This is a genomic window from Methylocystis sp. L43 (genome assembly GCF_015709525.1).
GTDB lineage: Bacteria > Pseudomonadota > Alphaproteobacteria > Rhizobiales > Beijerinckiaceae > Methylocystis.
This window is the reverse complement of sequence record NZ_JADNRA010000036.1, coordinates 261,233-283,535: the sequence shown is the minus strand read 5'-3', so window position 1 is coordinate 283,535 and position 22,303 is coordinate 261,233. Positions and strand designations below refer to the sequence as shown.

Genomic DNA, 22,303 nt, shown 5'->3' with positions numbered 1-22,303 from the left:
GGAACGGGGAACCACATGAATCGCCAACTTATTTTCGCAGGCGCTCTCGCCGCGCTCGCCTTCGCCGTTCCGGCCAACGCGCAGGTCACGATCGAAATGTCGGAAATCACCTGCAAGCAGTTTGCCGGATACGACGCAGACACTCAGGACTTTGTCGCCAATTGGATGAGGGGCTATTTCAGCTCCAAGAACAACATCACCGTAATTGAATCGCGCTACGTGAAACGCAATACGGATAAGATCACGCGTTATTGCAAGAAGAAGCCCAATTCTTCCCTCATGGATGCGATCCAAAAGAACGCCCGCTGACCCGAATGGAGCGCACGGCCAGGAGGCGGCCGTGCGCTTTGCCATTTCTTTATGAATTTCATTGCTCGCAGCTCCAACGCGGCAGTTTGCCCTCGTCCGACTTTCTTGGCAGCGGGAACATGATGCGCCGGCGCGGCGGAACCGACGCCGATCTCTAGGGTTAAGGTAGGGGCCGGCGCGCCGCTGCAGCCTCGGGCGTGAGCGCGCATTCGCCGCGGTTTACGCGCGACGCGCGGCGAAGAGACGGAGGACGCCCTATTGAACGACGCTCCTGCGCCATCGGACCCGCGCCAGCGCTGTCCGTTGTCCGACAACGGCGGACCTCGGGCCGGCAAGCTCATCGCCGCCGCTGCGTCCCGCGTTCTCACGATCTGCGCCTGATGCTTCCCAGCGCGACGGAACTCGAGCGGCTCACTGCGCCCGGCGCCTTTCTGTGGGCGACGGGCATTGAAGACACGTTTATTACCGCTCCGGATCCGAGAACCGGACGCATGCTCGACGAATATGAGTTGACGGATCACTACCGGCGGTGGGGAGAGGACATCGCGCTGATGGCCCGGTTGGGCGTTCCCTGCGCGCGCTATGGCGTGCCCTGGCATCGGGTGCAACCGGCGCCGGCGACCTGGGATTTCAGCTTCGTCGACGCCGCGCTCGAGCGCATGCTGGAACTTAACATCGATCCTATCGTTGACCTCGTGCATTACGGTTTGCCGCATTGGATGGAGCACGCGTTCCTCAACGCGGATTATCCAAGCCGCGTCGCGGAATACGCCGCCCGCCTTGCTGAACGCTTCCGTGGGAGGATCAAGTGGTACACGCCGCTGAACGAGCCTCGGATCACCGCATGGTATTGCGGACGTTTGGGCTGGTGGCCGCCCTACGGGCGCAGCTGGTCGAGTTTCGTTGCGGTGATGTTGTCGATCTGTCGCGGAATCGTCGAAACGACCCGTGCGCTACATGACGTCGACCCCGAAATCGTCGCGTTTCACGTCGACGCCACCGATGTTTTCGAGTCGAGCGACCCCGCCTTGGCCGAGGAGGCAGAGCGGCGTCAAGGGATCGTGTTTCTCGCGCTCGATCTCATCAGCGGGCGCGTCGATCCGCGCCATCCGCTGTGGACCTGGCTTCTGACCCAGGCGGCGGCGGAACCGGCGCTGAACGCCTTTCGTGAACGCCCGCTTGAGCTCTCCGTCATTGGGGTGAACCTTTACCCGATCTTCACGCTCAAAAGGATGTCGCGGGACCGTTTCGGGCGACTGCGCGTTCGAATGCCCTACGCGTCGGGCGCGCTCGTGACGAAGATCGGCGAGATGTATTTCGAACGTTACGGCGCGCCGATCATGATCTCGGAAACCGCGACCAAGGGTTCGGTGAGACAGCGACAGGCCTGGCTCACGGACTCCGTCGAGGCGATGAAGACGCTGCGCGCGGACGGCGTTCCGATTGTGGGCTACACATGGTGGCCGATGTTCGCGCTGGTGACATGGGCCTATCGTCAGGGGCTGCGGCCCCTCCACGATCATCTTTTGCAAATGGGGCTATGGGATCTCGATCCCGATCCATCGGGGCGGCTGGACCGTATTGAGACGCCCCTTGTCGACGCCTATCGTCGACTGACGTCCGGTGGCGCGTCTGCGGTGGGTCCGCTCGCGCCAACGCCACGGCTGTCGTAGCGCAGCCTCCACGAGCGATCGGGGAGTAAAGGCATGTTTCAGAGTTTCTTTCTCGCGGGTTTTGAGGGGTCGACAGGCTTCAACCGGCACGGCGAGTGGTTCGATCAGGTCGTCGCGACAGGTCACGACGCCAATGTCGACGAAGACTACGCCGACATTGCGCGACTGGGCTTGCACGCCGCGCGTGAGACCGTGCGTTGGCCGCTCGTCGACTGCCGCGGTCGATACGATTTCTCCTCGCTCGAACCGTTCATCGAGGCCGCAAACCGCCACGGCGTCGGGGTGATATGGGATCTCTTTCACTACGGTTTCCCTCAGGACGTGGACCTATGGTCCGAGACGTTCCCCCGGCGATTCGCCGACTACTGCTATGCGGTGGCGCGCTTCGTGGCCGCGCGCATGGAGGGTCCCTGCGTCTTCACGCCGATCAATGAGCCTTCGTTCATGGCCTATGCCGGCGGCGAGAAGGCGCTGTTCGCGCCATACGGGTCGGGACGCGGCTGGGAGCTGAAGGTCGCGCTCGCGCGCGGCGCAATCGCCGGCATTAATGCGATACGCGCCGCCTGTCCCGATGCGCGTTTCGTCAGTGTCGATCCCTTGTGCCGCGTCGTCTGTCCCAAGGACAGGCCGGACCTTGCGCCTCAGGTGCATGATTTCAATTACAGGCTTGTGTTTCAAAGCTGGGACATGTTGTGCGGCAGGCTTCTGCCCGAACTCGGCGGCAGTCCTGAACATTTGGACGTGGTGGGAATCAATTATTACTGGACCAATCAGTGGGAGTTGAACGACGCGCCCAACGCTGACGGAAACGTGCCGCCGCTTGACGACGATGATCCGCGCCGAGCGCCGCTCTCGGATCTCATTCTCTCCGTTTGGCAGCGTTACGGCCGCGAGGTCATGATCACGGAGACCAGTCACGTCGGGGACAATCGTGGACCGTGGCTGTGCGAAGTGGTCAGCGCTTGCCATGCGCTCTTGCTGCAGAACGTGCCCTTGCGCGGGGCGTGCCTTTATCCGATCCTGGGAATGCCCGAGTGGCATGATCGCGATCTCTGGACGCCTATGGGCCTGTGGGATCCGCTCTGTCACCGCGATCCCGGCGCAGGCCGGCTTCTATGCGAACCGATGGCGGAAGCGCTGCAAGGCGCAGCGCCGCTCGAAGCGCTTCATCAGGCGCAGCAGGAGGCTGAATATCGCGGCGAGCCGCAGTTCAATCTTGCGAGGCGCAAGCGCTACGCGGCGCGTTGACGAGATCCTTATCGCCGCAAGACGTCACTCCGCCGCTTCAGCACGTCTCCGCGCTTTTGAAAAAGCGCCGCCTGAAGAGATGAGCGCGTCGTGGACGCCGCGTTCGACGATTTGTCCTTTGCTCATGACGAAGATGCAATCACAATCGACAACCGACTCCAGACGATGGGTCACGAGAATAATCGTGCGTGATCCTTTCAGCCGGTGCAGCGTTTCTATCAGCCTCCGCTCCTGTTCGGGATCGAGCGCGCTCGTTGGTTCGTCGAGGACGAGGAACGGCGCGTTGGACAACAGCGCGCGCGCAATGGCGATTCGCTGCCGCTGACCGCCGGAGAGATTCGCGCCGCCCTCGGCCAGCATGGTCTCATAGCCATCAGGCAGAGGGTGAATGAATTCGGCGGCGCCCGCGTCTTCGGCCGCTCGTTCGATGTCCGCGCGTGTGGCGTTTTGCCGGCCATAGGCGAGATTTTCTGCGATGGTCGCCGGCAGCACGAGGCTGTCTTGTGCGACGAGCGCGAAATGCGCTCTTAGCGCCTCGAGCCGTACGTTCCTGAAGTCGACGCCATCCAGGCGTAGCGCCCCGCTCGTTGGATCGTAGAACCGAAGCATGAGACTCAAGAGTGTGCTCTTGCCGGCGCCGCTCGCTCCGACGAAGGCCACCATCTGGCGCGGCCGTATCGTTGCCGAAACGTCGGTGAGAATTTGCTTGCCGCTCCCGTAGTCAAAACTTACGCGTTCGAGCGTCAGAGTTCGCGGCTTGCTCGAAATCCAACGCGCCGCCGACGCATCGACAACGGCTTCCGGTTCGTCAAGCACATGAAAAACCCGTCGAGACGCGGCCTCGAAGATGCGCACTTTGGCGAAGAACTCGCTGAGCCATTTCAGCGGGTCCCAAAGCTTGCGCAAGTAGTCGATGAAAATGAGCAGCGTTCCGACAGTCATTCCATCGGCGACGGGCACGAGAAACTGGTCGCGGTACACGAGCCAGCCTCCATAGCCGAGGATGATCGCGCCGCCCACGGACAGGATGCCGTCGCGCGCGAGAGGATAGAGCTGTTCCTGCCAATTCAAGCTCAGCAGCGCCTCGACGCTTCTGCCGACCGCGCCGGAGAAGCGTCTGAATTCGAAAGCCTCGCGACGAAACGCCTGCGCCAAAGGTATACGGGCCATCGCCTGCTGAATGTGCGCGGTCAGATCAGCGTCGATCTGCTTCGAGTCAAGCGCGCGTTTGTGGATCCTGACGCCAAATCGCCAGTTGCTCCATATCATGAAGGGCGCGACGGTAAATGCCGCCAGCGTTAAACTGACGTTTCGAGAGAGAAGAATAAAGGTCATCACGGTGAGCGTTACGGCCGCAACCGAGGTTCCAATCACGACGTCGACGATGCCCCACGGGCCGAAGGCGTCTGTCGTCAGACGATAGATTGAATCGCCCTGCGGTCGGCTGCGGTGATAGGTCAGGCCAAGATTTTGAAGCTTGGTGAAAAGATCGAGCCGCACCCGCGTCGTGCCGCGATAATTGAGATAATAGTTGATCATCATGCGGCCCATCCAGGCCGTATATCCGACGAGTTGCAGTCCAAGTCCGATCGCGACCAGACCCGCGATCTGCCCCGGCTTGTCCTTCGGCAATACGGCAAGGAAGTAGCTGTGTATCCAGTTGCCTTTCGGCTCGCTGGAAAGCACGGAGTCGACAAGCACCGCCAGCGGCCACGCCTCCAGGAGGCCCACGCTCACGGAGATCGCTATCATCGCAACAAGCGCGGCGATCCGCACCCGGTCTTGTAGGAAGTATGTCAGCGCCCGGCGATAAACCGCGACGTCTGTCATGTCTTGCGTAGAATGCATGGCGCTATAACGCGCCAGCTCGCCTAAAGGTCTTCCCAGCCCACGGGTTCGAGCTTGGAGATCGCGGGCGCCGGACCGGCGCTGCGCGCCGCAGCCTCGATCAGCCCGCCAAGCAAGGCCGCGGCGGTTGGGTCCTCTCCCGGAGGATCTCGGAACAGTTTGAAGGTCGAGATCACGACGCGGCCGGTGCCGTAGTTGCGTCCGACCGCAATCGCAGCTGGACGATGAATCCATCCGACAACCAGCGCCGCGTGAACGCGCGCCTGAAAATCAAGGAGATTGCAGCCGGAGATGATATGCGTCGGGATCACACGATCAAACGCATGGTCAAGCAGCGGTCCGCCGGGAATCGCGGCAAACGGACCCTGCCGTCGAAGCCAGGCGAAGGAGGACGCCCAGTCGCCTCTCCAGAGCGTGCCGTCGCGCGCCATCACCTTGACGTTCTGCCAATGGGGAAAAAATGGCGTGAGCGAGCCCGGCGTTTCGGTCAAGAGAACCGCTCGGCCGCCGGCGCGCACATAGGCCGCCAGCGCGGTGGAAGCTTGCGTCTCGATGACGACGTCCGCCGTCTCGGCGCCTTCCGCCAATCCATAGCCAAGCGCCTGCAACCGGTCCCGAATATCGCCGTGCGACGACCATAGCGAAAGCTCCGGCAGTCGAGCCTTCGCATGCACGGCAACGTCGATTTCGTTGCTCGCGAGAAGCCGTCCGTCAAGAGAGCGCAAGCGCAGGGTGAGACGGCGCAGGCAGGAGTGCTCGACCACCGGAAGGGTCACCGACATCATGCCAAGATCGACCACGGCGCCCGGCTCGATGGACGGGATTTCCAGCGTCATCGGCTCGGCGAGCGTTATGTCGAGAGACGCCGGCTCCAACGGATTTGGCCCGCCATGCGCGACGCAGAGCGAGAGCCGAACGGCGTCTCCCGACCAGTAGGCGGGGCGATCAAGCGTGGGCAGAATAACCGTATCGGCATTGATCGAGTGAAAGAGATTGTGAAAAGCGCGCGGGTTCGACCGCATGTCGAGCAGGCCGTTCGCCTCCCAGTGACAATCGGTCAGCTCGGTGATGACGTAGCCGGCGATCTGCGGCTTCCGGCGCATGACCTCGATCTGGTATTTCAGCGCCCGAAACTGTTGCCACTGCGTCGCTTCGACGAAGCTTTCGAACGTTCCGAACACGCGGTCGAGACTCCAGTCTTGAAATCGGTTGCGAACGCCATGCGCATACATGACGCCTTCGCTCCAGTCGTGGCCTGTCTCGAACCACCAGGCTTCGGCGCCGGCCGCGTCTCTCAATTTCTCAGGGTCGGGCAGCCCCCAATTGCCAAATTCCGAGCATAGCAGCGGCTCTTGTCCCGTAATGACGGCGTCGCCCTCGGGGCTGAACAGCCATTCGGCCCTGCCGGCGAGTTCCTCGACGAACTGATCCCAGTCCTCCCGACTATCGGGAATGGCCGCATAGAAATGGAAATCCGCGAGATCGGTCTGCACGTGAAAGCTTGGCGCCAAGGGCGAATTGTCGACGACAAGCCGGGACGGATCGTAGGACTTGAGCCACAGGTACAGCTTCTTCAGCCATGCGCGGTGATAGGCGTCATGGACAAGGTCGACGCCCCAGTTCTCGTTGATCAGCGTCCAGCAAAAGATCGAAGGATGGTTTCCGTCGCGATCGATAAGGCCCTTCAGCGTGAGCTCCTTGCGCTCTCGCGAGAGTTCGGTCGAATCCCCTGCGTTCGGCAGTTCCGCCCAAATCAGCAGGCCAAGGCGATCGGCAACCTCATAGTAGCGCGGGTCCGGCACTTTGATGTGACAGCGCAGAGCGTTCAGCCCGAGTTGCTTCGCCTTGTAAAATCTGTCCTCGAGAAATTCGACGGAGGGCAGGGTGCAGATCGTATCGGGATAATAGTCCTGGTCTAGAGCGGCCCGCAGATAAAACAGCTTGCCGTTGAGATACAATTTCCCGTCGCGGGTCTCGATGCTGCGAAAGCCGAATGTCGTTTCGGCCTGGTCGACGACGACGTCTTTGCGCATCATCGAGACTTGCAGCCGATAGAGATAGGGACTGTCAGGCGACCAGCAGCGCGGCGCAGGCACAAACGAATACAGCAGGGCGTTCTCAACGCCGGCCGCGAGTTTGGCGCATGACTGCGCGACGGCGTTTTCCTCTGCGTCCAAGACCGTTATCATCACGTCGGCGGCATCAGTAAGCGGGCTCTCGAAGCGAACCTGCGCCGAAATTTCTCCGCTCGCCGGCGATGAACGCACGCGCACCGTCGCCACGTGGTCCGCGATCCGCCGTTCGAGATACACGGACTGCCATATCCCAGAGAGTGGGCCGTACCAACTCTGCTTGCCGAACGGCATTTCGGCGAATGGCGTCGTGGGGAATTCGAACGGATCGTCGGTGGGGCTTTCCACCTTTACCTTTATCTCGGCCTTTCCGTTGACGATGCGATCTGTGATGTCGAAATGAAAGGGCAGGAAGCCGCCCACATGGCTACCCACGAATGCGCCGTTAACAAACACATGGGTGATGTGAAAAACGGCGCCAAAATGCAGAAAGACCCGCTGCTCCAGCCACTCTTCCGGTATCTCCACGTCGCGGCGATAGACCGCGACGCCGCCGCGCATGCGCAGATCGGCGAATTGAGCTTGCCAAGGGCTGGGGACAAGAATCGTCCTGCTCTCGGCCGGCTTAGCGCCGTAGCCGAGATATTTAAAGTCCCATGACCCGTCTAGGGATATGCGCGCTGCGCTCACCAAACCTCACCTCGACCAAAAGCGCCGGCGCCGGAGCATCGATGCGTTGGTCGATATAACAATGAGCGATCCACAGACGATTTTCTACATAGCGACCGTCAAAACGCCAGTATTTTTATTCACGACTCAAGCTTAGCCGGATCGCGCGGCCCCGCAGAGTTTAGCTCATCATCGCGTCGCGACTTAACTATTCAGCGGCCACCGAGGCGGTAGCGAAGGCGGCGCTGTTTCGGGCAGGGATCTCCTTATTGATCCGTCGGAACGTCGCGAGCGCCTGTCCGACAACCTGATCCATATTGTAGTAGCGGTAGGTCGCAAGCCGGCCGACGAACCAAACATCTTGCTGCGCGATCGCAAGCTTCTCGTAGCGCTTGTAGACTTCGGCATTTTCCGGGCGCGGCACAGGGTAATAGGGGTCGCCTTCATCGCTGGGAAATTCATAGGTCAAGCTTGTTTTCGGATGGTCCTGACCCGTGAGATGCTTGTATTCCGTCACCCGCGTATAGGCTTCCGTCTGCGGATAGTTGACGACGGCCACAGGTTGATGCCGCCGCTTATCGAGCGTGACATGTTCGAAGCGTAGCGATCGATAGGGCAGCTTGCCGAAGCGGAAGTTGAAATATTCATCGATCGGCCCGGTGAAGATCAGTCGTTTATAGAAGACTTCGTTGCGCAGCTCCTCAAAGTCGGTCTGCAGCATGATATTGATGTTGGGGTGGTCCACCATCCGTTCGAACATGCGCGTATAGCCGTGAAGCGGCATGAACTGGTACTCATCGCCAAAATAGCGGTCGTCGTGATTGAGGCGCGTGGGCACCCGCGCCGTTACGGACTTGTCCAGCTGCGACGGCTCGACGCCCCACTGCTTTTTGGTGTAGCCGCGAAAGAATTTCTCGTAGAGTTCTCGCCCCACCGTGCTGACGACGACATCCTCAGACGTTTTGATCTCCTCACAATGTTCGGCGCGGCTCGCGAACCACTGCGCAAGCTGGTCGGAATTTAACGAGAGACCGTAGAGACGATTCACAGTGTCCAAGTTGATCGGAATGGGCACGAGCATGCCGTCCACATTCGCGAGCACGCGGTGCTCGTACGGGCGCCAACGCGTGAACTGCGAAAGATGCTCGAAGACGGCTTCGGAGTTCGTATGAAAGATATGCGGGCCGTACTGGTGCATGAGCACGCCGGCGTCGTCGTAGCGATCATAGGCGTTTCCGCCAATGTGCGGCCGACGATCGATGAGAAGGACGCGCTCGTCGCGCTGCGACGCGAGCCGCTCGGCCAGCACGCTTCCCGCGAAGCCTGCCCCGACGATAAGCCAGTCAAACAAGTTGCCCCTCCCGCGCTGATTTGGACTCGGCGCCGACGCTCGCGATGTGCAGCATCATCCTCGCCCAGGTTTTGTCCCATGACATTTCTGCAAGATGCGCATCGACGGCGCCGAGCCAGTGCGCCTTCGGCCGCGCCAGCAACAGATCAATCTTGGCGACGAACTCTTCCGCGCTCGACGCGATTTCAACGTGCCCGGCCGCGCCGTAGGGATTGACGACATCGGTGATCGGGGTTGAAACCACCGGCACGCCTGCAGCAAGAAACTCGGGCGTTTTTGTCGGACTGATAAAGCGCGTCGCTTCATTCAACGCGAATGGCATGATTCCGACGTCCCATCCGGATAGGTAATTCGGAAGCTCTTGATACTGTTTGCAGCCCAGCCAATGAATGTTTTCGGCGCGCGGCAGAGATTCCGGGCTGATCTTCGCGGTGGGGCCGATCATCACCAATTGCCATTGCGGCCGAAGCGCCGAGATGCCGGCGACGATATCCATATTCATGCGTTCATCGATCACGCCAAAGAACCCGATGCGGGGATGCGCAATCTCCCTTTGATCATCGGGATCAACGCTGCGGTCTCGCGCGCTCTTGAAGTGAGCGGTGTCGACGCTGCTCGGAAAAACGTGAATGTTGTCGTGTCGCTGACGTTTGGATTCGTACAGGCTCTGTCCGCCGACGAACATGAGATCGCACTTGGCCATCAACTCTCGTTCGAGATCGAGAATGCCTTGCGGCGCTCCAGCAAAAGCGGAAAGCTCATCCATATTGTCATAGACGCGCAGGTTGGGAGTCAGATGGCGAGTAAACTGGAGCGCCATGGGCGTATAGTACCAGCTAACCCATCGCGACGGCCGTACATCAGCGAGCAACTCGTTGACGACTCGATGTTGCGCGTTAGTGATTTCGTCCGGCGAGAGGCCTTCTGAAAGAACAGGCGTGACGACAACGACGCCGCAGGCTTCATCCCTTTGGATGTTTACGCCCCCGCCATCTTTAGAAAAGATCGGCTCTTCGACGTAAAACACGCCGAGATTTCTGGCTGCTCGACTCAAAAGATGCTGTGGTCGCTGATAAACGAAGTTCCAACGAAGATGGGAGAAACAAAAAAGATGACTTGGAACTGACATCATGCCCCACCTCAAGCCTTGCCGTTTTCTTTGCTTTTCGGTCTCCCTGAACAAACTCGGGTTCAGCAACTTTGTTCCGACAACATGAACAGTTGGACAGGTTTGAAGGCCGGCCAGTGGCCGCGGGCGCCGCGATCTCCGACACGGTCATTACATCTGTCGGAACAGCGTCTCTAACGGCGCGTTTAAGGCAGGCCTTACAAACGGCGGCGGGCGCGGGTCTACTGGCGGTCACTTATGTGGGAATGGGCGTTAGGTTGGATCGCTCCGGCCGCAACAATGATCGCCGCGATGATGACGGCCGCCAATGCCGGGGCGCGCACCACCGGATGGGGCTTCGTCGTGTTTACAGTCGGCTCCGTCGCTTGGAGCTTGGCGGCGACCTACTCCCATCAGCGCAATCTGCTGCTCACCAACCTTTTTCTCACGGCGGTCAATCTGATTGGCGTCTGGCGGTGGTTGGGCAGGCAGGCAAGGCATGAGGACGGAAGCATCAAGGCCGTGCGCAAGAGCCAGGCGGGCGGCACGCCCACGCTCTTTTCCGCCTCGGCGGCCGTTGGCGCTAGCGTCATAGACGCGAGCGGCGAAAAACTCGGCGTCGTCGTTGATTTGATGCTGAAACGCGATCAGCGCGGCCTCGCCTATGTGGTCATCGCCGAATATGAATTGGGCGGCGTCGGTGAAACGCTACGCGCCGTTGATCCGGCGTGCATAGAGTTCACGGACGGCGTTGCGCACATCAAAATGTCAAGGAAGGAACTCGACGCCCTGCCGGCGCTTCAAACCGATGACTGGCCCAGCGCCTTACCGCCTGCCGCGCAGCGAATCCCGGGCGCATCGGATCGAGCCTGAATATGGCCGACGCGCATGCGCCGGCCATTCTTCATCCGCCAAACCTTAGTCGCGCGGATAGCTGCTGCCCGAGTTCCACATCGCGCCCAGCATAAATCCCGCGGCCACGGCCATAAGCACAGTCGTCGTTGGCTGACTGCGCGCCGACTTCTCTATGGCCTGCCGGAAATTGCCGATCACATCGCCGGCGCGTCCGGCGACTTCGCTGCCCTTTTCCTGCACCGTCGACATCGCCGATCCGGCTTGCTCCATGGTCTGATTGATGCGTTGCCCGACTCTGTCGGCCGCCGCCATTGCTTTGTCGCCCATGACCGCGGCAGTCTCGCTGATCGGGCGATCCGATTGTCGGATGCGCTCCAGTTCTGGCGTCGCCATTCTTGCCTCCATCCTCGAAATAGTTCGAGCCTCGCCTTAACCCCCCGGCGTCATCGTTGTTCCAATCGCGAAAAAGGGCCTTGGGCGTCGCTGTTCGCAGCCGTTCAGCGGAACGTCTACGGCGGCTTGATTTGAATGATCTACGCTTTATTTCCTGAAAGTGCTTGCGCTTAACTGGCGCGTCCAACGCAGTTCGCGTCGCATGTGAGCGAGCCGGAGAGGAAGATCTCGGGATGGCGAACACGGCGATGTGGCGGGCGGACGACGTCGGAGGTTCGGCGGTCGAAGATACAGACCTCCTCACAGAGGCGCGTCGGAATTGCGAGACGAGCGAACTCTACGACGAAGCGATCCGACGCGGGGAGGGGGTCGCAGCCTCGACGGGTGGACTGGTCGTGGAAACCGGCGCCCACACGGGGCGATCACCGAACGATAAGTTTATCGTCTGCGACGCACTGACTGAACCGACGATCTGGTGGGACAACAATCTCTCGATGAAGCCAGAGCAATTTGCCCGGCTGCATCAGGACATGCTGACGCACGCGCGTCGCATGACGCTCTACGCTCAGGATCTCTATGCCTGCGCCGCGCCAGCGCATCGGTCAAATATTCGCGTTTTGACAGAATACGCTTGGCATTCGCTCTTTGCGCGGCACCTTTTTACCCCGGTTGAGCGCGCGAGGAGTTTTGAGCCGCAGTTGACGGTTCTCGATCTGCCCTCCTTCCGGGCCGATCCATTGCGGCACGGGTGTCGCTCCTCGACAGTGATCGCCATCGATTTCTCACGAGGCGTCGTGCTCATCGGCGGCACCCAATATGCGGGAGAGATCAAGAAATCGATCTTCACCTATCTCAACTACATTTTGCCCGCGAAAGGCGTGTTGCCGATGCATTGCGCCGTCAATGACGGCGAGGGCGGATCGGCGGTGTTTTTCGGTCTGTCTGGCACAGGCAAGACGACGCTTTCCGCCGATCCGACGCGCAGCCTGATTGGCGACGACGAGCATGGCTGGGACGCGAATGGCCTCTTCAACTTTGAAGGCGGCTGCTACGCCAAGGCGATCCGGCTTGCGCAGCATTCTGAGCCCGACATTTACGCCGCGTCTCACCGCCGCGGCGCGATTCTGGAGAACGTGGCATACGATCCCCGCGCGGGGCGGTTCGACTTCGACGACGATTCGAAAACTGAAAACACGCGGATCGCCTATCCGCTCGACTTCATCTCTAATGCTTCGAAGACCCGTCGCGCGAGCCATCCACGGAACATCGTGATGCTGACGTGCGACGCCTTTGGCGTGCTGCCACCGATTGCGCGTCTCACGCCCGCCCAGGCGATGTATCACTTTCTGTCCGGCTACACCGCCAAAGTCGCGGGGACCGAGCGCGGCGTCAAAGAGCCCCAGGCGACGTTCTCCGCCTGCTTTGGCGCGCCCTTCATGCCACGCCGGCCGACGGAATACGCCGATCTGCTGCGCGAGTTCATCTGTTCCAGCGAAGCGAACTGCTGGCTGGTGAACACCGGTTGGTCGGGCGGACCCTATGGGATCGGACGTCGAATGCCGATCGCGGCGACGCGCGCTTTGCTTCAGGGCGCTCTCGACGGGTCCCTTACGCAAGCCGACTTCCGCACGGATCCCTCCTTTGGTCTGTGCGTGCCGACGTCCGCGCTCGGCGTCGACTCAAAAATGCTGGATCCTGTCCAGACGTGGGCCTCGCGCGAAGATTTTGACCAGATGGCTAAAAAGCTGATCGGAATGTTCGAGGCGAACTTCAGCCGTTTCGCCCCCGTCGTCGACCAGCAGGTGCTCGACGCCCAGCCCGGCGTCGTCCGATAGCCAGGCGCGCGACTTGCGCAAACAGAGTCGCGCAAGCAGGACGCAACTTGAAACTTCGCTGATCCGAGAAATATAGGCTCTATCTTGGTGCGCCGTCGGAGGATGCGCATGCGCCACTGGACGCCTACTTTCGACTTTGATCTCGGCGACGTCGCCGACCGCGTGCGCAGCGCGACCGAAGCCTTCGCGACGGCGGAAATTGCGCCGCGGGCGCAGCAGATCGATGCGCAAAACGCTTTTCCGCCGGATCTTTGGCCCAAGCTCGGCGCGCTCGGCGCGCTGGGTCTGACCGTGCATGAGCAGTATGGCGGCGCGGGCATGGGTTATCTGGAACATGTGCTGGCGATGGAGGAAATCAGCCGCGCCTCAGCGTCGGTCGGACTGTCCTATGGCGCGCACTCCAATCTCTGCGTGAATCAGATCCATCGTAACGGCTCGGACGAACAAAAGCGGCGATACCTGCCCAACCTCGTCTCGGGACAAAACGTCGGGGCGCTCGCGATGTCGGAGCCTGGCGCCGGCTCCGACGTCACGGACATGAAGCTAAGCGCGGTGAAGCGCGGCGATCGCTATGTTCTGAACGGCAGCAAGATGTGGGTGACGAACGGTCCCGACGCCGATGTCGTGATCGTCTACGCCAAAACGGATCCAGGCGCCGGCTCGCATGGCATAACGGCCTTTATCGTCGAGCGCGTCTTTCCCGGATTTTCATCAAGCGCGAAGCTCGACAAGCTCGGCATGCGCGGCTCCAATACATGCGAACTCGTATTCCAGGACTGCGAGGTTCCCGAAGAAAACGTGCTCGGCCTTCCCGAGCGGGGAGTCAATGTGCTGATGAGCGGCCTGGATTACGAGCGCGCCGTGCTCGCCGGCGGTCCGCTTGGAATCATGCAGGCCTGCATGGATGTCGTGCTTCCCTATGTGCACGAACGCAAGCAATTTGGGCAGCCGATCGGCGAGTTCGAACTCATGCAGGGCAAGCTCGCCGACATGTACACGGCGGTCATGGCGACGCGCGCATATGTCTATGCGGTCGCGAAGGCAAGCGATCGCGGCCGCGTGACCAGAAAGGATGCGGCGAGCGCGATCCTTTTCGCCGCTGAACGAGCGACATGGATGGCGCTCGAATCCATTCAGTGCCTCGGCGGCAACGGTTATATGAACGAATATCCGACGGGCAGATTGTTGCGCGACGCCAAGCTTTACGAGATCGGCGCGGGAACAAGCGAAATTCGCCGCATGCTGATCGGGCGCGAACTCTTTCAGGAGACAGCCTGATTTTGGATTTACGATATGCCCCGCCTCGATAGCCTTGTTCATCCAAAAGACGCCGATTTCGCCAACAATCACCAAGTGATGACCGATCGCGTCGCCGAGTTGAGGCGGATTGCGGCGGATATTCGAGCAGGTGGCGGCGAGCAGGCGTGTAAGCGGCATCTCGCCCGCGGCAAAATGCTCGCGCGTCAGCGCATTGACGCGCTTGTCGATCCCTTTTCGCCCTTTCTCGAAATTGCGCCATTTGCGGCCCACGGCATGTATGACGGGCGTGTCGCGGCGGCGGGAGTCATCGCTGGCGTCGGGCGGGTGCGCGGCCGCGAATGTATGATCGTGGCCAATGACGCGACGGTCAAAGGCGGTGTCTACTTCCCCTTAACTGTAAAGAAGCATCTGCGCGCGCAAGAGATCGCCGCGCAGAACAACTTGCCCTGTCTCTATCTCGTCGATTCAGGCGGCGCCAATCTGACGAGCCAGGAGGATGTGTTTCCCGACCGCGATCATTTCGGCCGGATTTTTTACAATCAGGCCACGATGTCTTCGCGCGGCATTGCGCAGATCGCCGTCGTCATGGGTTCGTGTACCGCCGGCGGCGCTTATGTTCCGGCGATGAGCGATGAAACGATTATCGTGCGCAACGAAGGCGCGATATTTCTGGCGGGTCCGCCTCTCGTCAAAGCGGCGACGGGCGAAGTTGTGACCGCCGAGGAGCTTGGCGGCGCCGACGTTCACTGCCGCCGTTCTGGCGTCGCCGATCATTGCGCTGAGAATGACGCGCATGCGCTGCAGATCGCGCGGGATATCGTCGGCAATCTCGGGCCTTCCGGCGCCGTCACCGTTCCGGTGAGAAAGCCTGCGGATCCCTACTACGACCCCGCTGAGATCTACGGTCTGTTGCCGCAGGACCCACGAAAGCAGTTCGACATACGCGAGGTGATTGCGCGCCTCGTCGACGCGAGCGAATTCGAAGAATTCCGCAAGCTGTATGGTCCGACGCTTGTGACAGGTTTCGCGCACATCCATGGCTATCCCGTCGGGATCGTGGCCAATAACGGCGTCTTGTTTCCCGAGAGCGCGCAAAAGGGCGCGCATTTCATCGAGCTTTGCGCGCGACGAAAAATACCCCTGCTGTTTTTGCACAATACGACGGGCTTCATGGTCGGGGCGAAGTATGAAAGCGCCGGCGTCGCCAAGGAAGGGGCGAAGATGGTGACGGCGGTGGCGACGGCCGCGGTGCCGAAGCTCTCGATCATCGTCGGCGGCAGTTTTGGCGCCGGCAATTACGCCATGTGCGGACGCGCCTACTCTCCGCGCTTTCTATGGATATGGCCCGGCGCGCGCATCGGCGTCATGGGCGGGGAACAGGCCGCGAGCGTGTTGACCCGCGTCAAACGCGAGGCCATGGAGAAACAGCACAAGGCTTTCTCGGAAGAAGAGGAAGAGGATTTCGCGCGCCCGATTCGCGAGCAATATGAGCGGCAGAGCCTGCCGCTCTATTCCAGCGCCCGACTTTGGGACGACGGCGTTATCGACCCGCGCGACACGAGACGGATTGTCGCTTTGGCGTTATCCTTCGCGCTGAAGGCGCCGATCGAAGAAACGCGCTTTGGCTTATTTCGCATGTGAGTCATGTGCAATGACGACTTTGCTGCAATCGATTGACGCGAACGGCGTCGCGACTTTGACGCTGAACCGTCCAGACAAGCGCAATGCGCTCGACTATGAGCTTATTGGCCTTCTGAAGAATGCGCTCGAAGAATTGGATGCGCGCGCGGACGTCCGCATCATTACGCTTGAGGGCGCGGGAGACTATTTTTGCGCCGGCGGCGACATCGGCTCGATGATCCGCGTCGTGCAGCGTTCATCGAGCGCCAATGAACAGGACGCCCTGGCGCTCGCCCGAATGCTGCGGGTTTTGGACACGGTGTCAAAGCCGACGATCGCCTTGGCCAAGGGCGTCGTCGTCGGCGGAGGCGTCGGTCTGCTTGCGTGTTGCGACATCGTCGTGGCCGCCGACGACGCGTCATTCTCGCTCAATGAGGTGCGGCTGGGCTTGCTTCCGGCGATCGTCGCGCCCTTTCTCATCCGGGCCATAGGCCTGCGGCAGCTGCGCCGATATGCTTTGACAGCGGAGCGCTTTTCCGCCGCCGAGGCGCAGAAATTGGGTCTCGTCCATCGTGTGGCGCCAAGGTTGGAGGTCAATTTGGCGCATGCGGCGATCGTCGCGGACTTGCTGCGCGGCGCGCCCGGCGCGCAGGCGGACGTCAAGAGCTTCTTTGCGGAATGCTATGGCCACGGCGTCGACGCGGAACTCTTGCGCGAGGCCGCGCATCGTCTCGCCGCAAGACGATCGAGCGCGGAGGCGCAGGAAGGTCTCTCAGCCTTTCTTGAAAAAAGAGCGCCGCACTGGATCGCGGCCGATTGAGATGATGCGTAAGCTCCTCATCGCGAATCGCGGCGAGATCGCTTGCCGAATCATACGTACCGCGAAAAGGCTGGGCGTCGCGTCCGTCGCCGTTTATTCCGAAGTCGACGCACATGCGTTGCATGTCGAACTGGCCGATGAAGCCTATCTTCTCGGACCCGCGCCGGCGCGCGACAGTTATCTGTCGATCGGGAAGATCATCGAAATTGCGCATCGTTCCGGGTCGGACGCCGTACATCCGGGCTATGGTTTCCTGGCCGAGAATGCGGACTTCGCCGAAGCCTGCCTGGCCAATGGGTTGATCTTTGTCGGGCCTCCGCCCCACGCGATGCGGCTGCTTGGCTCCAAGAGCGAGGCCAAGGCCGCGATGGTGCGGGCAGGGGTGCCTGTGGCGCCGGGGTCGTCCGGGGGCGACGACGCTGAATTGTGCGAAGCGGCGCGCGCCATCGGCCTTCCAGTGCTCGTGAAGGCGTCCGCCGGCGGCGGCGGCAGGGGCATGCGCATTGTGCGCGCGCCGGAAGAATTGTCGTCGGCGATCGAAAGCGCGCGGCGTGAAGCGGGCGCCGCCTTCGGCGATGACACGCTGTTCATCGAGAAATATTTCTCGGGCTATAAGCACGTCGAAATCCAGATTTTCGCGGACTCCCATGGCAACGTCGTATCTTTTCTTGAGCGCGACTGTTCGATGCAGCGCCGCCACCAAAAGATCATTGAAGAAACGCCCGCGCCCGGTCTAACGCCCTCGTTACGTGCGCGGATGAGCGACGCGGCGATCCGCGCCGCCCGCGCCGCTGGCTACACCGGCGCAGGCACGGTCGAATTTCTCGTCGGAGAAGACCACTTCTATTTTCTCGAGATGAACACGCGGCTGCAGGTCGAACATCCTGTCACCGAGATGGTCTCGAAGCAGGATCTCGTCGAATGGCAGTTGCGCGTCGCCTGTGGCGCGCCGCTTCCCTTGACGCAGAGCGACCTGAGGATGAGCGGCTGCGCAATTGAAGCGCGGATCTGCGCGGAAGATCCTGCGCGCGGGTTCATGCCTTCGGTTGGCGAGATCGCCCATTTTCGTGCGCCGCGGGAAACGCCTTTCTTGCGCATCGACTCAGGCGTGCGCGCCGGGGATCGCGTCACGCCCTATTATGATTCGCTGTTGGCGAAACTCATCGTCTTCGGCGAAAATCGCGAGCAGGCGTTGCGTCGCCTGCAGGGGGGACTAGACGCGGTCGAGATCGTTGGCGTCGCCACAAATCTCGATCTGCTGCGGGCCATCTCCAAAAGCGACGCGATGGCGGCCGGCGATTACGACACGGAATATGTCGGGAGCAATATCGCTATGCTGACGTGCGCCGCGGTTCCGAGCACGGATTGCGACCGCGTCCTTCTTGCGGCGGCGGCAGCGGTTTTCCTGGCCGACTCTCGGCGCTCCGCGCTTGAAGCGAGTAGATCGCTCGGCGACGATTGGTCGCCCTGGGCCGGAACGGACGCGTGGCGGCTCTACGAGCGCGCTGATCATGAACTCAGGGTGACGCATGCGGGCCGGACGCTTGTTGCACACATCATGCGTCCGCAGGACGGCGGCTTCCTGCTGAATTTTGGCGACGCGGTCACGGAAGTTGGCGTTCAAACTGTCGCAGGTCGCCTCTCGTTGCTTGTGGACGGCGTTAAGCACGAAGTCTCAACAGTCGCTTTGGATCATGGCCTTGTCGTCATTCTGCGCGGGAAAAACTATGTGATCCACTGGGCGAAAGCGGCAACCTCCTCGCAAAGTGAAGGACCATCGAACGAGCAAGTGCTGGCCCCGATGCCGGCGACCGTCACGCGAGTTGCGGTGAAGCCGGGCGACGCCGTCAGCAAAGGCGAGACGCTCGTCGTCTTGGAGGCGATGAAAATGGAGATTGCCATGGCCGCGCCGCGCGATGGCGTCGTCAAAAGCGTCGCCTGCGAAGTGGGGGACATGGCGATCGAAGGCGCCGAACTCGTCACGATCCTGCGAAAGGACGAGGAGTGAGCTTTCCTGCGCGCATCAGCATCGTGGAGGTCGGCCCTCGCGACGGCCTGCAGAACGAGACGGTGACGTTGTCGCCGCAGACCCGGGCCGAACTCATCAGCCGTCTTGCGGCCGCGGGCCTATCGCGCATCGAAGCCGGAAGTTTCGTCTCCCCTACGGCCGTGCCGCAGATGGCGCACACGGATGAGACTCTTGCGCTTGCGCCAAGGCAAAATCTGCGGCTGAGCGTGCTGGTTCCAAACCTGCGCGGACTCGCGGCGGCGCTTGCGGCCGGGGCGGACGAGATCGCTGTGTTCGCTGCGGCGTCGGAGACGTTTTCAAAGCGCAATATCAATTGCTCGATCGAGGAAAGTCTCACGCGATATGCCAAAGTCGTCGCGGAAGCCCGGCGATACGGCGTCATGGCCCGTGGCTACATTTCCTGCGTCTTAGGCTGTCCGTACGAAGGAGAGGTCGATAGCGGTCGAGTGGCGTCGGTCGCCTCCGCTCTTCTGGAAATGGGCTGCTTCGAGGTCTCGCTCGGCGATACGATCGGCGTGGGCGCGCCGCTGCCCGCCCGCCGAATGGTCGAAAGAGTGGCGCGCGTCGCGCCGCTCGACAAAATCGCGGTGCATTTTCACGACACCTACGGACAGGCGCTCGCCAATATTTTCGCGTGCCTCGAAGTCGGCGTCAGCGTTGTCGACAGTTCGGTCGCCGGCCTTGGCGGATGTCCTTTTGCGCCCGGCGCCGCCGGAAATGTAGCGACCGAGGACGTCGTCTATATGCTTGAGCGAATGGACGTTGAAACCGGCGTGTCGCTCGATCGACTCTTGGAGGCCGGAGCTTTCGCCTGCCGCGAGTTGAAGCGCGTGCCGGCGAGCCGTGTGGCGCAAGCCTATGCCGCCAGATGCGGCGATCCGACTGAAGCCCCTTGCGTCGCTGACTTGCCAAAAAGCTTCGACGCGACAGATTAACGTCAACAATTGCGGTGAATGGCCGAATGTCGTCCTATTTCGAATTGAGCGCCGAGCAGCAAGCCATTCGTGAATTGGCGCGAGACTTCGGACGCGATCGCCTTGCGCCCTTTGCTCTCGACTGGGACCGCGAGCATGTGTTTCCGACAGACACGCTGCGCGAGGCGGCGGCGCTCGGCATGGCGGCGATCTTTGTGCGAGAGGCTTCCGGCGGCACGGGGCTGACGCGCTTTGACGGTGTGCTGATCTTCGAGGCGCTCGCAATGGGCTGTCCGACGATCGCCGCTTATCTCTCGATTCACAATATGTGCGCGGGCCTGATCGACGCTTTCGGAACCGAACGCCAGATCGATGCATGGCTGCCAAAGCTCGCCACGATGGAGGTTCTCTCGAGCTACTGCCTGACGGAATCGGGCAGCGGTTCGGACGCTGCGGCGCTACGCACGCAGGCGCGGCGCAGCGGCGATCACTACGTCTTGAATGGCGCGAAGCAGTTTATCTCGGGCGCCGGCGCGGGCGGCGCCGACCATCTCTATGTGGTCATGGCGCGTACCGGCGAGTCGGGGCCGCAAGGCATTTCGGCCTTCGTCGTCGAGGGTGGCGCGCCAGGCCTCAGTTTTGGCGCGCTCGAGCGAAAAATGGGCTGGAACGCCCAGCCGACGCGCGCCGTCATCTTCGACGACTGCCGCGTGCCGGCCGAAAATCTCATCGGACGCGAGGGCGACGGATTCAAGATCGCCATGGCCGCGCTCGATGGTGGGCGGCTCAACATCGCCGCCTGTTCGCTTGGCGGGGCGCAATCGGCCTTCGACCATAGTCTGCGCTACATGGCGAGCCGCAAGGCGTTCGGACGCGCGCTCGACGAGTTCCAGGCGCTGCAGTTCCGGCTCGCGGATATGGCCACGCAGCTTGAAGTCTCGCGCATATTCCTTTGGCGCGCGGCGGCGGCGCTTGACGTCAAGGCGCCAGACGCCACGACGCTATGCGCCATGGCCAAGCGCGTCGTGACCGACGCGGGCTTCGTGGTGGCCAATGAGGCGCTGCAATTGCATGGCGGCTACGGATATCTTAGCGAATATGGCGTCGAGAAGATTGTTCGCGACCTTCGCGTCCATCAAATTCTCGAAGGCACGAATGAAATCATGCGCGTCATCATCGCGCGCTCGTTATTGAAGTGAGCTTATGGATCTCGTCGCTTCGCGAGAGGGCCGTCTCGGACGTATCCTCCTCAACAGACCACAGGCGCTCAACACGCTGACGCTGCCGATGGTGCGCGAGTTCCGGCGCGCGCTTGACGACTTCGGGAGCGACCCAAGCGTCAGCGCCGTGCTCGTCACAGGGGCCGGCGATCGCGGTCTGTGCGCTGGCGGCGATGTGAGGATTCTTTACGAACTGGAGCGCTCGCAAAAGCGGCTTTTCGCCGACTTTTGGCGCGAGGAATATGCGCTGAACGCCCGCATCGCCTCCTTTCCCAAACCCTATGTCGTGATCATGGATGGCGTCGTGATGGGCGGCGGCGTGGGCATATCTGCGCATGGCAACCGGCGAGTGGTCACGGAGCGAAGCCGCGTCGCGATGCCGGAGGTCGGCATTGGATTCCTTCCTGACGTTGGCGCGACCTGGCTTCTTTCGAGAGCGCGCGAAATCGGCGCCTATCTGGCGCTTTCGGCGACGTCGGTGGCGGCGGCGGACGCGATAGAGGCCGGTCTTGCGGATGTTCTAATTCATGCGGAGGACATTTCGCCGCTGATCGACACGCTGGCGACGATAGGAGCCGCCGAAGACGTCGATGTTGCCTTGCGGCGCCTCGCCCGCCACCCAGGGAGCGGCCGACTCTCGCTGCACAGGCCGTTGCTCGCTGCAGCGACGGCGCATGAGAACGTCGCAGACGTGGTCGCCGCCTTCGAGCGTGAAGGGTCGGAATTCTCGTTGCGTGCGGCGGAGGACATCGGCGCGAAGTCGCCGACGGCGCTGAAAGTGACGCGCGCATTGCTGCTGCGCGCCGCGGGAGCGCCTGACGTCGAGACGTGCCTCACGAACGAATTCAAGGCGGCGTGCCGTATGCTGTCGACCCATGATCTTTATGAAGGCATCCGCGCCGCGATCATCGACAAGGACCGGCGCCCGAGATGGTCTCCGGACCGGCTCGACGTGGTGAGCGACAAAATCGTCGAAAACATTCTCGCCGGGGACGACACGCCGCTGCCGGCGTTCAAAAGTTGGGATTCGACCCCATATTCCGCTTGGAGGGGTTAGCTCGCCAGCCGATGAGGAGATT

General features: G+C 61.4%; 17 protein-coding genes. 12 read left to right on the top strand and 5 right to left on the bottom strand.

Annotation, left to right across the window (positions count from 1 at the left end):
* Positions 1-15: 15 nt before the first annotated feature.
* The 3 genes from IYX23_RS19340 to IYX23_RS19330 all read left to right on the top strand — a co-directional run bounded on the left by IYX23_RS19340 (position 16) and on the right by IYX23_RS19330 (position 3,230).
* Positions 16-309 (top strand): HdeA/HdeB family chaperone, encoded by a 294-nt coding sequence (locus tag IYX23_RS19340; protein ID WP_196394575.1) that lies wholly within the window; start codon positions 16-18, stop codon positions 307-309.
* Between the two features lie 380 nt (positions 310-689).
* Positions 690-1,982 carry a family 1 glycosylhydrolase gene (locus tag IYX23_RS19335; protein WP_196394574.1) on the top strand — a complete coding sequence of 431 codons (1,293 nt, stop codon included), beginning with the start codon at positions 690-692 and terminating at the stop codon, positions 1,980-1,982.
* 33 nt (positions 1,983-2,015) lie between these two features.
* Entirely contained in the window at positions 2,016-3,230 is a 1,215-nt protein-coding gene (locus IYX23_RS19330; protein WP_196394573.1) for a glycoside hydrolase, read from the top strand.
* A gap of 24 nt (positions 3,231-3,254) precedes the next feature.
* Here the strand turns inward: IYX23_RS19330 and IYX23_RS19325 are convergent, their stop codons facing one another.
* From IYX23_RS19325 to IYX23_RS19310, 4 genes are all read right to left on the bottom strand, one after another.
* A complete protein-coding gene (locus IYX23_RS19325) occupies positions 3,255-5,060 on the bottom strand; it encodes an ABC transporter ATP-binding protein (RefSeq protein WP_246716959.1) in 1,806 nt (601 codons plus the stop codon).
* A 41-nt stretch (positions 5,061-5,101) separates the two neighbouring features.
* Positions 5,102-7,840: a sugar-binding domain-containing protein gene (locus tag IYX23_RS19320; protein WP_196394571.1), complete on the bottom strand. Its 2,739-nt coding sequence runs from the start codon at positions 7,838-7,840 to the stop codon at positions 5,102-5,104.
* A 187-nt stretch (positions 7,841-8,027) separates the two neighbouring features.
* Positions 8,028-9,170, bottom strand: coding sequence for a UDP-galactopyranose mutase (glf, locus tag IYX23_RS19315; protein ID WP_196394570.1), 1,143 nt, complete (start codon positions 9,168-9,170; stop codon positions 8,028-8,030).
* Positions 9,163-10,197 (bottom strand): glycosyltransferase, encoded by a 1,035-nt coding sequence (locus IYX23_RS19310; protein WP_348643692.1) that lies wholly within the window; start codon positions 10,195-10,197, stop codon positions 9,163-9,165. Before IYX23_RS19310 ends, glf begins: the two co-directional genes overlap by 8 nt.
* A 393-nt stretch (positions 10,198-10,590) precedes the next feature.
* Here IYX23_RS19310 and IYX23_RS19305 point away from each other — a divergent pair, with 393 nt between their 5' ends.
* On the top strand, positions 10,591-11,151 hold the full coding sequence (locus IYX23_RS19305; protein ID WP_246716957.1) for a PRC-barrel domain-containing protein: 561 nt from the start codon (positions 10,591-10,593) through the stop codon (positions 11,149-11,151).
* Between the two features lie 45 nt (positions 11,152-11,196).
* Here the strand turns inward: IYX23_RS19305 and IYX23_RS19300 are convergent, their stop codons facing one another.
* On the bottom strand, positions 11,197-11,526 hold the full coding sequence (locus IYX23_RS19300) for a hypothetical protein (RefSeq protein WP_018409202.1): 330 nt from the start codon (positions 11,524-11,526) through the stop codon (positions 11,197-11,199).
* A gap of 233 nt (positions 11,527-11,759) precedes the next feature.
* Between IYX23_RS19300 and IYX23_RS19295 the strand changes: the two genes are divergently transcribed.
* The 8 genes from IYX23_RS19295 to IYX23_RS19260 all read left to right on the top strand — a co-directional run bounded on the left by IYX23_RS19295 (position 11,760) and on the right by IYX23_RS19260 (position 22,281).
* Positions 11,760-13,361: a phosphoenolpyruvate carboxykinase gene (locus IYX23_RS19295; RefSeq protein WP_196394568.1), complete on the top strand. Its 1,602-nt coding sequence runs from the start codon at positions 11,760-11,762 to the stop codon at positions 13,359-13,361.
* Positions 13,362-13,469: 108 nt separating this feature from the next.
* A complete protein-coding gene (locus IYX23_RS19290; protein ID WP_196394567.1) occupies positions 13,470-14,639 on the top strand; it encodes an isovaleryl-CoA dehydrogenase in 1,170 nt (389 codons plus the stop codon).
* Positions 14,640-14,717: 78 nt separating this feature from the next.
* The gene (locus IYX23_RS19285) at positions 14,718-16,262 is read left to right on the top strand and encodes a carboxyl transferase domain-containing protein (RefSeq protein ID WP_281431806.1); all 1,545 of its coding nucleotides are present in this window, start codon (positions 14,718-14,720) and stop codon (positions 16,260-16,262) included.
* A 10-nt stretch (positions 16,263-16,272) separates the two neighbouring features.
* Positions 16,273-17,061, top strand: coding sequence for an enoyl-CoA hydratase-related protein (locus IYX23_RS19280; protein ID WP_196394565.1), 789 nt, complete (start codon positions 16,273-16,275; stop codon positions 17,059-17,061).
* Position 17,062: 1 nt separating this feature from the next.
* Positions 17,063-19,069 (top strand): biotin carboxylase N-terminal domain-containing protein, encoded by a 2,007-nt coding sequence (locus tag IYX23_RS19275; RefSeq protein WP_196394564.1) that lies wholly within the window; start codon positions 17,063-17,065, stop codon positions 19,067-19,069.
* Positions 19,066-20,025, top strand: coding sequence for a hydroxymethylglutaryl-CoA lyase (locus tag IYX23_RS19270; RefSeq protein WP_196394563.1), 960 nt, complete (start codon positions 19,066-19,068; stop codon positions 20,023-20,025). Before IYX23_RS19275 ends, IYX23_RS19270 begins: the two co-directional genes overlap by 4 nt.
* A gap of 26 nt (positions 20,026-20,051) precedes the next feature.
* Positions 20,052-21,203, top strand: a complete 1,152-nt coding sequence (locus IYX23_RS19265) for an acyl-CoA dehydrogenase family protein (protein WP_196394562.1) — start codon at positions 20,052-20,054, stop codon at positions 21,201-21,203.
* A gap of 4 nt (positions 21,204-21,207) precedes the next feature.
* Positions 21,208-22,281, top strand: coding sequence for a 3-hydroxyisobutyryl-CoA hydrolase (locus IYX23_RS19260; RefSeq protein ID WP_196394561.1), 1,074 nt, complete (start codon positions 21,208-21,210; stop codon positions 22,279-22,281).
* Positions 22,282-22,303: the final 22 nt, after the last annotated feature.